The following is a 13,862-nucleotide window of genomic DNA, read 5'->3' on the forward strand; positions in this document are numbered from 1 at the left end:
GAAGAACCGGCGTGGATAACATTTCTGAAAATGAGATGCGTTGTGGATAAATAAAAAAGAGCAGTAAATACGAGAAATTACAGTATTTACTGTTCTTTTTCATATGTTTTCCAAGTGGTGAGTTCTGAAAATGATTGTTTTTTACGAATCATACCCCCGCACATACACAAAACTATCCGAATCATTCTCACGGTTCATTGTATAATGATGATTCAGCATCGCTTCGATCAGATCCTGTCCCTGGTTTTCGACAGCGACAAGCTTCATATCCAATGCTTCTTCCAGTTCTTGTACGGTTATGTCATCCAGAAAGACCTGTTCCCCGCTTCGCAACATATTACATGTAATCAGAAGCGTATCACCAAGATCGATACCGGATGCTTTCTTTTCCAGAAGCTGTTTTTTGAGGTCCTGTCCGGTAATCAGTCCGGATACGGTAACCGTCTCCCCAAAGAAATCATTGCGGATGGCGAAGACGTTGATCTTTATATTCGGAAATGCTTTCATAATCTCATCGGCAAATCCGGCGAGCGTACTGTAAGCAAGTTTTCCGGTAGCTATGGTCAGTGTACGCTTTGTCTCAGCTTTCCATGTTTCATATTCATCACTTTTTATAAGAGTATCCAGTGCATCCTGGAATTCTGTCTTTAAAAGGCGCATCATGCCAACCCCGTTTTCTAACTGGATATATCCATCATAGCGTTCTTCTTCCGGAAAATCACGTTCGGCAAGAATATACCATTCATCACTTGCCTGTATGAAGTGCAGACCATATTCGTCATAGAATTTTGGCTGATAACTTTCAATCATATCAATGACTTCACCGGCTTCTTCTTTTGTAAAGAGTTCCAGTGGGTAGAGTCCTTCCCGGTATTTGGTAAGCCCGGCAGGTACAACGGATACACTTCGCATAAAAGGAAGATAGCGGGAAAGATCCTCTATAGAACGTTTTAATTCATCTTTGTCATTTACGCCTTTACATAATACGATCTGTCCGTTCATCTCAATATGTGCTTCATACAGATCCTGGAGAAATTTCAACTTTTCTCCTGCAAACCGGTTATGCAGCATCTTACAGCGGAGCTCCGGATTGGTTGTCTGTACAGAAATGTTGATCGGTGCGAGCTGCATATGGATGATACGGTCAATATCTGCCTGCTTCATATTTGTCATGGTGATATAATTTCCCTGCAGAAATGAAAGGCGGGAATCATCATCCTTAAAATACAGAGTCTCACGCATGCCGGGAGGCATCTGGTCGATGAAGCAGAACATACATTTATTGCTGCAGGAGCGGTATTCACTCATCAGTCCATTCTCGAATTCAACTCCAAGTTCATCGTCGTAATCTTTATCAATTTCCAAAAGCCATTCTTCCCCGGAAGGCTTGCGGATCAGGACTTCGACATATTCATCTTTCATCAGATAACGATAGTCAAAGACATCCTCAATTTTCTGTCCGTTTATTTTTAACAGTACATCACCGGGTTCAATTTCCAGTTCTTCAGCAATAGACCCCGGATAGACTGTCTGTATCAGGTGTTCCTGTTCTTTTTTTTTCACAAATATATTCCTCCGTATAAACATTTACCCATATAGACAAAATGATAGCTTATTCTCAGGCTGAGTGCAAGGTAAGAATGATAAAATCAGAACGTAATTTTTGGATAAATTGATGAAAAAATAGGAATTGACGGGAATCATTTTTCTACGTGGTGTGAAAAAATGTGATTTCTGACAAATATACGATTGTAATCAAACGTTTAACGTGACATAATAAAAAAGAAAAGATTAAGAATATTTTAAAAGAATGTTAAGTAAGCGTAAAATAAGCTGACAACAAAGGAGAAAATTATGGAAATATTTTCTATGGTATTGTCATTGTTAAGTGGAGTCGCTTTGTTTCTGTTCGGAATGTCCCTTATGGGAGATGGGCTGAAACAAGTTGCCGGTAATAAACTGGAAGCATTCCTTTACAAAATGACAAACACACCGCTCAAAGGAGTAGCACTTGGAACAGGAGTGACCAGTGTCATTCAGTCATCTTCCGCAACAACAGTTATGGTCATCGGTTTTGTTAACTCTGGTATGATGAAGCTGAAACAGGCGATCGGTATCATCATGGGAGCCAATATCGGTACCAGTATCACCGGATGGATCTTATGTCTTTCCTATATTGACGGATCAAATGGTATTGCGAAGGTTTTATCTTCGGCAACGATAGCGGCTGTCGTGGCAGTGATCGGTACGATCATGCGGATGATCTGTAAAAGAACGACACACAAGAACATCGGTAATATCATGCTTGGTTTTGCAATTCTGATGACAGGCATGCAGACAATGAGTGGTGCGGTTACACCATTAAGAGAGAGTAAAGTATTTATTGATATGCTGACGATGTTCTCGAATCCAATCGCAGGTATCTTAGTAGGTATTGCGTTTACAGCCGTACTGCAGAGCGCATCTGCTACCGTTGGTGTATTGCAGGCTTTGTCGGTAACAGGAATCCTTACATTTTCCAGCGCATTTCCGATTATTCTTGGTATCGGTGTGGGAGCATCCTGTCCGGTACTGGTCTCAGCAATCGGAGCAAATAAGAATGGTAAGAGAACCGCACTTGTGTATTTATTAAATGATACCTTTGGAATGTTGATCTGGTCGATCGGATTTTATACGATCAATGCATTTGTCCATTTTGATTTTCTGGACAATATTATGTCGCCGGTATCGATTGCCCTGTTGAACACCGTGTTCCGTCTGGTAACGGTATGTGTTCTGTTCCCGTTTATTAATAAACTTGAGAAGCTGGTATGCTGGCTGGTAAAAGACAGCGCAGAAGAACTGGAAGATGAAGCAGACTTTGATCTTCTGGAAGAGCGTCTTCTTGCGTATCCTGCACTTGCGATCGGACAGTGTCACAGAGCAATGAGCGGCATGGCGAAGAAGCTTCGTAAGAATGTTAACCGTGCAATGAATCTTCTGAATGAGTACCAGCAGAGTAAGTTCGACAAGGTTCAGAAAAAGGAAGACCTGATCGATAAGTATGAAAGCCGTCTTGGTGATTATCTGATCAAGCTGACAAAGCATGAGATGAATACAGCACAGACAAGACAGGTTTCACTTTATCTGCATACGATCAATGACTTTGAACGTATCGGAGATCATGCTTCTTATATTGCATATATGTCCAGTGATATGCATGAGAATAAGACACAGTTCTCAGAGGATGCATGGGATGAACTGAATGTTGTCATGGAAGCGGTACGTGAGGAGATCAATCTTACATGTAAGGCATTCCTTGAGAACGATAAAGAGATGGCACAGAGAGTAGCACCGCTTGGTATGGTCATTACAACACTGTGTGATGAACTGAAGATGCGTCATGTGGAACGTATGAGTAGTGGTGGATGTGGTCTGGAAGAAGGAACAGTATTTACAGATATCCTGAACAGCTTTAACCGTATTGCAGCGCACTGTGCAAGTGCGATGGTTGCACTTATGAACAGTGATAAAGAGAATATGGATACACATATCCATGATTCGAAGGTATATCCTTCTGACAGCGCTGAATATAAGACTTATCTGAATGAATATAATCAGAAATATGAGATCAAAAAAGACGGGGAACATATGAGAAGTATGGAACCGGAAGAGGTTGAGTAAAAATCTGGATAAATACAAGTGTCCGGTATTGGGAAGATTGCAGGAATGATTCCTGAAAACATATCATATGAATAAAAAACGTGAACCTGGTAAGCAGAAGCTTTTGGTTCACGTTTTTTTATACTCAAGTATGAAAGAGAACCTGCCGGAGCCGGATTAGCGGTTCCGGTATTCTCTTGGAGACATCTGATATTCTTTTTTAAATAACCGGTTAAAATAAGACAGGTTATTAAATCCCGTGCGTTCCGAGATAGAAAGGATACTGTCATCTTCGGTAAGTAAAAGCCTGGCTGCAATTGTAAGCCGGTAACCATTCAGATAGCTGGTAAAGGTTGTATGCAGATGCTGTTTGAAGAATTTCATAAAATGAGATTCGGAAAACCCCATGTAATCTGCGGCAATTTGAATTGTGATCTCTTCGGCGTAATGCAACTCAATATAAGAAACGATCTGCTTGACCTTCTCCAGAGATTTGCTGCGGTTAAATGTAACCGGTGCCCCCTGACTTGAGAACAGGAGATAGAAAAAGTGAAACAGATGTCCCTTTACAGACAATTCATAATAATGCGGCTTCCTGCTGCAGAGCTGGTCGATGGTCTCAATGCAGGAAGAAAGCTCCTGATGGCAGGAAAATGAATCATCAAAAAGCCACGGAAGTTCATATTCCAGTGAAAAATAAGGATGAAAATATCCAACCGTACAGGGATCAGAATCATCAGAATACAGAAGGCTTGTCTGGAACAGGATATTTTCATATTCCATACGGTCTTTTCCGTGCTGTGCGATAGAGTGAAGCTGGCCGGGGCGTACCAGGATAATATCACCGGCTTTCACAACTTTGGGTTCGGTGTCAACGGAAATGATACCGCATCCTTTTTTTATCACAATAATCTCCACGTCATTATGCCAGTGAAGAGGAACCTGTGTGAAATCCAGAGGAATCGAGCACAGATAAGTATTATAAGGAAACTGGATGCTGACGTGTTTTTTTGTTTCGTGCAGGTTCTCGTAGGTAAGTGTATTCATGATATTTTGATACATCCTTTCTGTGGAGAGATAAAGGTTAAAATAATGGTTCATCAGTTTTTTTACAAATCAGGCAGCAAAGGAACTGTGAATAGCTGACTGATTTCATAAAAGTCAAATATTTGATAGTATTGTATTACTTTTTACTATTATGATGCAAGAGAAAAGAGATAGAATGTAGCTATAATATCAGTGTAAAGAAAATTGATAAAGAACTTACGGAGTGCCAGAGAAGAAAAGAAGAGCAAGACAGTCCGGATAAGAAGCATGGAATCAAAACAGATTCCGGTTATATGAAACAGCACATATGCAGGAGGTACAATATGAATTTCTCAGAAAAGTTACAGCAGTTACTTGGTAAATCAATCAAAGATGCGTCTAACGAGGAGATCTACGCAGCACTTCTTAGTACAGTAAAAGAAGCCGCAGCAGACAAAGGAAGAAATATTTCAGAAAACGGAAGAAAAGTTTATTATATATCAGCAGAGTTCCTGATTGGAAAACTGTTATCGAACAACCTGATCAACTTAGGTGTCTATGAAGAAGTAAGAGAACTTCTGGCAGCAAATGGAAAAGACATCTGTGAGATCGAAGAAGTAGAACCAGAACCGTCACTTGGTAACGGAGGACTTGGAAGACTGGCAGCATGCTTCTTAGATTCTATCGCAACACTTGGTCTGGAAGGCGATGGTATCGGACTTAATTATCACCTTGGACTGTTCAAACAGGTATTTGAAAACCATAAACAGAAAGAAACTCCAAATCCATGGATTCAGAATACAAGCTGGCTGACAGAGACAGGAATCGGATTCGACGTACCGTTCAAAGATTTCAGCCTGCATTCAAAATTATATGATATTGATGTAACAGGATATGAAAATGGAACAAACAAACTTCACCTGTTTGATATCGAATCTGTAAATGAGAATATCGTAGGCGATGGCATCTCATTTGACAAAAACAACATCCGTGAGAACCTGACACTGTTCTTATATCCGGATGACAGTGACAAGCAGGGAGAACTGCTCCGTATCTATCAGCAGTACTTCATGGTAAGTAACGGGGCACAGTTCATCTTAAAAGAATGTGAAGAAAAAGGATACCCGCTGGAAGACCTTGACAAGCACGTAGTCATCCAGATCAATGATACACATCCATCAATGGTAATCCCTGAGCTGATCCGTCTTCTGACAGCAAGAGGAATCTCTATGGATAAGGCGGTTGAGATCGTGACAAATACATGCGCATATACCAACCATACAATCCTTGCAGAAGCACTGGAAAAGTGGCCGGTTGATTATCTTGAGGCAGTTGTTCCACACTTAATGCCAATTATCCGTGAACTGGCAGCAAGAGTAGCAGCAAAATACGACAACAAAGACGTACAGATTATTGATGAGTGGAACCGTGTACACATGGCAAGAATGGATATGCATTATGGATTTAGTGTAAATGGTGTAGCCGCCCTTCACACAGAGATTTTAAAAGATGTAGAATTAAAGCCGTTCTATGACATTTATCCGGAAAAATTCAATAATAAGACAAACGGTATCACTTTCAGAAGATGGTTAATGCACTGTGATAAGAAACTCGTAGAGTGGATGGATAAATACGGAGTGGGCGAATTCCGTAAAGATGCAGCAAAACTGGAAGGACTTCTTGCCCAGATTGATAACGGAGAAGCACTTAAGGAACTCCTGGATGTAAAACAGCAGAATAAGACAGCATTAAAGGAATATCTGGAAAAAGAATCAGGAGTCGTATTGAACGACAATGCAATCTTCGATATCCAGATCAAACGTCTCCATGAGTATAAGAGACAGCAGATGAATGTCCTGTATATCATCTACAAATATCTGGACATCAAGGCAGGAAATAAACCAAAGAGACCAATCACAATGATCTTCGGTGCAAAAGCAGCACCTGCATACATCATTGCAAAAGATATCATCCATGTAATCCTGTGTCTGCAGGAACTGATCAAGAATGACCCGGAAGTTTCACCGTATCTGCAGGTTGTCATGGTAGAAAATTACAATGTAACAATGGCGGAAAAACTGATTCCGGCATGTGAAGTATCAGAGCAGATCTCACTGGCTTCCAAAGAAGCAAGTGGAACAGGTAACATGAAGTTCATGTTAAACGGTGCGGTAACACTGGGAACAGAAGACGGAGCAAACGTAGAGATCCACCAGCTTGTTGGTGATGAGAATATCTACATCTTCGGAGAAAGCAGTGATCAGGTTATCGAGCACTATGCAAAGGCCGACTATGTGGCTGCAGATTATTATATCAATGACGAGGATATCCGCAGATGGGTAGACTTCATCATCAGCCCTGAGATGCTTAAGATCGGAGATGTACGTACACTTCTTGAGATCCACGCAGAGCTGATCAAGAAAGACTGGTTCATGACACTTCTGGATGTTAAAGAATATGTACAGACTAAGGAAAGAGTATTCGCAGACTATGAAGACCGTATGACATGGGCTAAGAAGATGATTGTCAATATCGCAAAAGCAGGATTCTTCTCATCAGACCGTACGATCGCAGAGTATAACAGAGATATCTGGCATGTATAAAAGTTGTGAATAGAAAAAGGAATGAATGTAAGGAGCTGCTCTATGCAGTTCCTTGCGAAACTGTAGAAAAAATATATAAGAACGTAAAAAAGGATGCATGGACGTGCATCCTTTTTTTGAGAGAATAATGAATGAGGCTTTTCTTTACGATATGCCACTTCGTTATTATAGTAACACATATAAAAGAAATGTATAGACTTTTACGTCTTCCTTAACACCTTCTTAGCATGTTACTATTTATACACCTGGCAAATAGTAATAGTAACGATTTTGCCAATGCTTCGCATTCCGATTGGAAAAATCATACGGAATTATTTCTGCTAGACCTCGTTTTCGTCTTCGCACATACGGTAGCCGACTCCTACTTCGGTAAACAGGAACTGTGGCTGTGACGGATTGCGTTCGATCTTGCGGCGGATATTGGCCATATTAACACGCAGGATCCGGTTGTTACTGTCTGTATATGGACCCCAGACGTTAGCCATTACAGAGGCATATGTTATAACCTTTCCGGAGTTTTTTGCAAGGTAAGCGACGATCTTATATTCTACCGGTGTCAGATGGATCTCTTCACCATCCAGAGTCACCATTCTTTTTTCAAAATCCAGTACCAGTCCCTGACATTTATAAGGACGGATATATAAAGGAGAGTTCGATGTCATGCGGTTGCTGTGGCGCAGGGATGTACGGATTCTTGCCAGTAGCTCAGAAGTACCAAAGGGTTTGGTAATATAATCGTCTGCACCAAGATCCAGAGCAGTCACTTTATCATGCTCCCCGGTTCTTGCAGAGATGACGATGATCGGGCAACTGGTCCATTTGCGGACGGAAGAGATGATCTCATTGCCGTCCATATCCGGAAGACCAAGATCTAAAAGAATCAGATCCGGACATCCTGAGTTGATAATGGCAAGAGCTGCTTTTCCAGAATCGGTAGTAGTGGTTTTATATCCGTTGGATTTTAATGTTTTGGACATAAAATCCAGGATATTTTTTTCGTCTTCTATGATTAAGATTGAATAGCTGTCATTCATAACTAAGCTTCCTCCTTCGGTAATGTAAATGAAAACTGGGCACCGCTGTCGTGATTACGTGCGGTAATCTGTCCGCCGTGAGCCTGGACAATCGTATTACAGATGGAAAGGCCGATTCCCATTCCACGATGCGTATCCGAGATCTTGGGGGCAGTATATTCCCCTTTTAATATCAGAGAAATTGCATGTTCATCAATCCCTTTTCCATAATCCATCACATGAAATATAACATAGTCGGCTTCTTCGGTGATCTTAAGATCAATAGGAGCGGTACTTTCGGAATGTACGAAAGCATTTTCCATCAGATTCATAAGCACCTGTTCAATCAGAAGTGGATCCATAGGGATGATCAGTACAGCTTCAGGGGCCTGTACGTGGATCTTGATATCCGGGATACGTTTTTTTAAGCGGATGATTGCTTCTGATACCACTTCTTCTACTACTTCATCTTCTTTTTTTACCGTGCCGGTATCATCCTGGATACGTGTAACGGACAGAAGATTTTCGACCATATTTAAAAGCCAGTGGGAGTCCTCGTTAATCGTAGATACAAGGCTTAATTTTTCCTGGTCCGACAGATCTTTATAATTTTCTATAAAAGAATCCGAGGACCCGATAATTGAAGTAAGCGGTGTACGCAGATCATGGGAAATCGCACGCAGCAGATTGGCACGTATACGTTCTTTTTCTACTTCGCTGATCTCACGTTCGCGTTCCAGTATCATCTTATCCTGTTTTTTGAGCTGCGTGGTCATTGTGCATACAATCAGCGCAATAGACAGCATAACAAGAAAGGTAACAGGATATCCACTCAGTGTAAAATTCACCGTAAAATACGGAAATGTAAAACACCAGTTAATAAATACAACGCAGAACAAAGAAGAAATAATACCATAAAGATAACCGGTTGTAAATCTTGCAATGATGATAAGAGCAAGATTATAGATCAGTGCAATATTAGCGGGATCGCTTCTGGTAACATGGAAAAATGAAAAAGACAAAAAAGATGCCAGTATCAGAATCCCAATTGTAAAGAGAATATCATGAAGGATATGATGTTTGGATAACAAAGAAGAGGATTGTTTCATAAGTTCTCCTTTCCCTGGCTGCGGTACAGACAGGATTTTTGAATTTAACTCTGGCATCATTATATCATCAATTTCAATAATATAAAGATGCAGGAGGCAAAAGGCCGGAAAACATTGGAATACGATTCATTTTTCAGACACACGCAGGTGGCGGGTTCTGCAAAGTTTGAAACCCACTCAATATGAAAGGTATCATAAATTTGTTCGGTTTGTACTGAATTTAATGCGTAATTGACGAAAGTTTGTGTGATAATAAGGTGTAAAATATGATATTATGACACAAGAAGTAATTAAGTAGAAGTGAACAGGAGGAATGAACAATGCAGTGTACCAGAAATGTAACAGATCGTGTGATCTGGGTAGGCGCAAATGATAGAAGATTAAATTTATTCGAGAACTTATTTCCAATTCCAAGAGGGGTATCTTATAATGCATATCTGATCAGGGATGAGAAGAATACGTTGATGGATACAGTAGATGCATCCGCATCAGAACAGTTTATTGAAAATGTAAAATATGCACTGAACGGGGAGAAGCTTGACTATCTCGTAGTGCAGCATATGGAACCGGACCACTGTGCGAATATCCAGAGAATCCTTGAAATATATCCGGATGCAAAGGTAGTAGGAAATGCAAAAACCATGCAGATGATCGGACAGTTCTTTGAGGCGGATCTGGAAGGAAGACAGGTAGTTGTAAAAGAAGGCGATACACTGGAACTTGGAAGCCATACACTGCACTTTGTAATGGCACCGATGGTTCACTGGCCGGAAGTTATGGTTTCCTATGAAGATTCTGAAAAAATCCTGTTCTCAGCAGATGCATTCGGAACTTTTGGCGCATTGAACGGTAATTTGTTCAATGATGATGTGGATTTTGAAAAAGACTGGATTGATGATGCAAGAAGATACTTTACCAATATTGTTGGAAAATATGGCATGCAGGTACAGGCACTTTTAAAGAAAGCATCCGGACTGGATATCCAGATGATCTGTTCTCTTCACGGACCAGTATGGAGAAGCAACCTGAATTATTTTATCGAAAAGCATGACAAATGGAGCAGATACGAGCCGGAAGATCAGGCAGTTGCAATCATCTATGGTTCAATCTATGGACATACAGAACAGGCAGCAGATGCACTTGCTGCGAAGCTTGGTGCAAAGGGCATCAAAAATATTGCAGTATACGATGCATCAAAGACAGATGTATCAGAATTGATCGCAGAGATCTTCCGTGTCAGTCACGTAGTGATCGCATGCCCGACTTATAATGGAGGCATCTATCCGCCAATTGAGAATCTGCTTGCACATATGAAGGCACTGGCAGTACAGAACAGAACGGTAGCCGTTATGGATAACGGAACATGGGCTGCAACAGCCGGAAAGCAGATCGTAAAACAGTTAGAAGAGATGAAAAATATGACAATTCTGGATCAGAAACTGTCTATCAAATCTGCATTAAAAGCAGACCAGGAAGATGTATTAGATGCATTTGCACAGCAGATAGTGGATGCAATGTAATTGCTATGCGTAAGGAAGATGATGACAGAAGATAACAATGTCGGATGTTATGCCAGAAAAAGAGAGATATCGAGTGGAGGTCGGTAGAATGAACAATTACACAAGAGAAGACATATTAAGAATGGTAGAAGAAGAGGATGTAGGATTTATCCGCTTACAGTTTACAGACATTTTCGGAACCATGAAGAACATTGCGATTACCACAAGCCAGTTAGATAAAGCTTTGAATAACGAAATCATGTTTGACGGCTCATCGATCGAAGGATTTGCAAGAGTGGAAGAATCGGATATGTATCTGTATCCGGATCTGAATACATTTGAGATATTTCCGTGGAGACCACAGCAGGGAAAGGTTGCACGTCTGATCTGTGATGTCTATAAGCCGGATGGAACTCCGTATGAGAGTGATCCAAGATATATTCTTAAGAAAGTGATGGAAGATGCAAAGGAGATGGGCTATGAGTTCAATGTCGGACCAGAGCTTGAATTCTTCTTATTCCATACAGATGATGATGGACTTCCGACTACTCTTTCACATGAAAGTGCCGGATATTTTGATCTGGGGCCTTTAGACCTTGGAGAAAATGCAAGACGTGATATGGTACTGACATTAGAAGATATGGGATTTGAAATCGAATCTTCTCATCATGAGGCAGCACCTGCACAGCATGAGATTGATTTCCGTTATGATGAAGCACTGACAACGGCAGATAATATCATGACATTCAAGCTGGTTGTTAAGACGATCGCCAAGCGTCACGGCTTACATGCAACATTTATGCCAAAACCGAAGTTTGGAATCAATGGTTCCGGTATGCACCTTAATATGTCCATCAGCAGGGATGGAATCAATGTATTCCAGGATGCAAAGGATGAATGCGGGCTAAGTAAAGAGGCATACTGTTTTATCGGTGGAATTATGAAGCATATGAAGGCAATGACATTTATTACCAATCCAAGTGTCAATTCTTACAAGCGTCTGATCCCTGGCTATGAGGCACCTGTATACATTGCATGGTCAGCAAAGAACCGTACACCACTGATCCGTATTCCTGGAACACGTGGGGAATATACAAGAGTAGAGCTTCGCAACCCGGATCCTTCAGCGAATCCATACCTGGCCCTGGCAGTATGTCTGGCAGCCGGACTGGATGGAATCAAACAGGGGATAATGCCGCCAAAGGCCGTAAACCGCAATGTATACGAGATGACAGATGAAGAACGCAAAATTTTTGGAATCGAGAAACTGCCGGGAAGCTTAAGAGAGGCTGCAAAAGAATTCCAGAAAGATACATTTATCCAGGAAATCTTAGGAGAAGATCTTTCCAGAAAATATATTGAGGCAAAGACAAGTGAATATCAGGATTACAGAATCCAGATCACAGACTGGGAACTTGAAAAATACCTGCACTTACTGTAATACGGATTTTGCACACAAAAGGAACGGGCAAAAGAGTATCTAACAGGAGGTGGCAGAGTGACAGGGATTATTGTTGTATTTCCGAATAAAGATAATGCGACGAATATCAGGAATCTGCTGGCCAGAGGGGGCATGGATGTGATCGGCGTGTGTACCACCGGTGCACAAGCTATGCACTATGCGGATACGGTGGACGATGGAATCGTAGTCTGCGGATACCGCATGAAAGATATGATGTATACACAGCTTCGGGAATATTTACCAGATTCGTTTGAGATGCTTCTGGTGGCATCTCAGGATAAGTGGAGCAGCGGGGATGTGGAAGGAGTGGTAGGTCTTTCCACACCGATCAAGGTATATGATCTTTTGAATACCATGAACATGATGCTTCAGTCTATGGATAGAAGGCGTAAAAAACGAAAGAAAGAACTAAAGAACCGGGATCCAAAGCAGCAGGAGACGATCCGCCGGGCAAAGGAACTTCTGATGGCGCGTAATAACATGTCAGAAGGAGAAGCCCACAGATATCTCCAGAAGAGCAGCATGGACAGTGGTACGAATATGGTAGAGACAGCAGAGATGGTTCTGAGTATTATGGCAGAGTAATAAATGAACAGGAAAATACGCCGAAAATATATGTAAAAGCGTGTTGCAGCAGAAATAAAGGAGAAAAATATATGAAATTTACAAAAATGCATGGACTGGGCAATGATTATGTCTATGTGAACTGCTTTGAGGAAAAGATAGACAATCCACCGGCAGTGGCCAGATTCGTCAGTGACAGACATTTTGGAATCGGATCAGATGGACTGATTATGATCAATCCGTCAAAAGTAGCCGACTTTGAGATGGAGATGTATAATGCAGACGGTTCCCGTGGTGAAATGTGTGGAAACGGAATCCGTTGTGTGGCAAAATATGTCTATGATTACGGACTTACCGATAAGACACAGATTTCGGTAGAAACACTTGGAGGAATCAAGTATCTGGATCTTACAGTGGAAGATGGAAAAGTTGCGCTGGTCAAAGTAGATATGGGAAAACCAGAGCTTAAGGCAGAACTGATTCCAATCGTATCGGATAATGAACAGGTGCTTGACGAACCGATCGAGGTGGATGGAAAAGAATACCGCATGACAGGTGTATCCATGGGAAATCCACATACAGTTATCTATGTGGATGATGTAAAAAATCTGGATCTGGAAACAATCGGACCAAAATTCGAAAATCATGAGAGATTTCCAAAGCGCATTAATACAGAGTTCGTACGCTGCATTGACAGACATACCGTAGAGATGCGTGTATGGGAACGTGGTTCAGGTGAAACACTTGCATGTGGAACCGGGGCATGTGCCGTGGCAGTAGCAAGTATATTAAATAACTTGACAGATACGCAAGTTACGGTAAAATTATTAGGTGGAGACTTGCAGATCGAATGGGATAAAGAAAAGGACCGTGTATTTATGACAGGACCTGCAAAAGTTGTATTCGACGGCGTGATAGACATTACAGAGATAAAGGAGTAAGAA

10 protein-coding genes are annotated in these 13,862 nt (G+C 41.3%); 6 read left to right on the forward strand and 4 right to left on the reverse strand.

Going from position 1 to position 13,862, the window contains the following annotated elements:
• Positions 1-141: 141 nt before the first annotated feature.
• Positions 142-1,563, reverse strand: a complete 1,422-nt coding sequence (locus tag ACWJAF_RS05415) for a DUF512 domain-containing protein (RefSeq protein ID WP_448862701.1) — start codon at positions 1,561-1,563, stop codon at positions 142-144.
• A gap of 291 nt (positions 1,564-1,854) precedes the next feature.
• On the opposite strand from ACWJAF_RS05415, the gene ACWJAF_RS05420 reads away from it, so the two are divergent.
• The gene (locus tag ACWJAF_RS05420) at positions 1,855-3,663 is read left to right on the forward strand and encodes a Na/Pi cotransporter family protein (RefSeq protein ID WP_448862702.1); all 1,809 of its coding nucleotides are present in this window, start codon (positions 1,855-1,857) and stop codon (positions 3,661-3,663) included.
• 156 nt (positions 3,664-3,819) lie between these two features.
• On the opposite strand, the gene ACWJAF_RS05425 is transcribed toward ACWJAF_RS05420, so the two are convergent.
• Positions 3,820-4,689, reverse strand: coding sequence for an AraC family transcriptional regulator (locus ACWJAF_RS05425; protein ID WP_448862704.1), 870 nt, complete (start codon positions 4,687-4,689; stop codon positions 3,820-3,822).
• 323 nt (positions 4,690-5,012) lie between these two features.
• Here ACWJAF_RS05425 and ACWJAF_RS05430 point away from each other — a divergent pair, with 323 nt between their 5' ends.
• Positions 5,013-7,271, forward strand: a complete 2,259-nt coding sequence (locus ACWJAF_RS05430) for a glycogen/starch/alpha-glucan phosphorylase (RefSeq protein ID WP_448862706.1) — start codon at positions 5,013-5,015, stop codon at positions 7,269-7,271.
• Between the two features lie 320 nt (positions 7,272-7,591).
• Here the strand turns inward: ACWJAF_RS05430 and ACWJAF_RS05435 are convergent, their stop codons facing one another.
• Positions 7,592-8,305, reverse strand: coding sequence for a response regulator (locus tag ACWJAF_RS05435; RefSeq protein WP_296031986.1), 714 nt, complete (start codon positions 8,303-8,305; stop codon positions 7,592-7,594).
• A 2-nt stretch (positions 8,306-8,307) separates the two neighbouring features.
• Entirely contained in the window at positions 8,308-9,393 is a 1,086-nt protein-coding gene (locus ACWJAF_RS05440; RefSeq protein ID WP_448862708.1) for a sensor histidine kinase, read from the reverse strand.
• Between the two features lie 320 nt (positions 9,394-9,713).
• On the opposite strand from ACWJAF_RS05440, the gene ACWJAF_RS05445 reads away from it, so the two are divergent.
• From ACWJAF_RS05445 to dapF, 4 genes are all read left to right on the forward strand, one after another.
• Positions 9,714-10,913, forward strand: coding sequence for an FprA family A-type flavoprotein (locus ACWJAF_RS05445; protein WP_448862710.1), 1,200 nt, complete (start codon positions 9,714-9,716; stop codon positions 10,911-10,913).
• 88 nt (positions 10,914-11,001) lie between these two features.
• Positions 11,002-12,333 (forward strand): type I glutamate--ammonia ligase, encoded by a 1,332-nt coding sequence (gene glnA / locus ACWJAF_RS05450; RefSeq protein ID WP_296031975.1) that lies wholly within the window; start codon positions 11,002-11,004, stop codon positions 12,331-12,333.
• A 57-nt stretch (positions 12,334-12,390) separates the two neighbouring features.
• The gene (locus tag ACWJAF_RS05455; RefSeq protein ID WP_296031973.1) at positions 12,391-12,939 is read left to right on the forward strand and encodes an ANTAR domain-containing response regulator; all 549 of its coding nucleotides are present in this window, start codon (positions 12,391-12,393) and stop codon (positions 12,937-12,939) included.
• A gap of 71 nt (positions 12,940-13,010) precedes the next feature.
• On the forward strand, positions 13,011-13,859 hold the full coding sequence (dapF, locus tag ACWJAF_RS05460) for a diaminopimelate epimerase (protein ID WP_296031970.1): 849 nt from the start codon (positions 13,011-13,013) through the stop codon (positions 13,857-13,859).
• The last annotated feature ends 3 nt before the right edge of the window (positions 13,860-13,862 follow it).

It is taken from the genome of Dorea sp. (genome assembly GCF_977044405.1).

Bases quoted from the DNA above. Each gene is read 5' to 3' on its own strand.
- ACWJAF_RS05425 (WP_448862704.1), bottom strand. From the start codon at position 4,689: ATGAATACACTTACCTACGAGAACCTGCACGAAACAAAAAAACACGTC.
- ACWJAF_RS05440 (WP_448862708.1), bottom strand. From the start codon at position 9,393: ATGAAACAATCCTCTTCTTTGTTATCCAAACATCATATCCTTCATGAT.
- ACWJAF_RS05430 (WP_448862706.1), top strand. From the start codon at position 5,013: ATGAATTTCTCAGAAAAGTTACAGCAGTTACTTGGTAAATCAATCAAA.
- ACWJAF_RS05445 (WP_448862710.1), top strand. From the start codon at position 9,714: ATGCAGTGTACCAGAAATGTAACAGATCGTGTGATCTGGGTAGGCGCA.
- ACWJAF_RS05435 (WP_296031986.1), bottom strand. From the start codon at position 8,305: ATGAATGACAGCTATTCAATCTTAATCATAGAAGACGAAAAAAATATC.
- ACWJAF_RS05420 (WP_448862702.1), top strand. From the start codon at position 1,855: ATGGAAATATTTTCTATGGTATTGTCATTGTTAAGTGGAGTCGCTTTG.
- glnA (WP_296031975.1), top strand. From the start codon at position 11,002: ATGAACAATTACACAAGAGAAGACATATTAAGAATGGTAGAAGAAGAG.
- dapF (WP_296031970.1), top strand. From the start codon at position 13,011: ATGAAATTTACAAAAATGCATGGACTGGGCAATGATTATGTCTATGTG.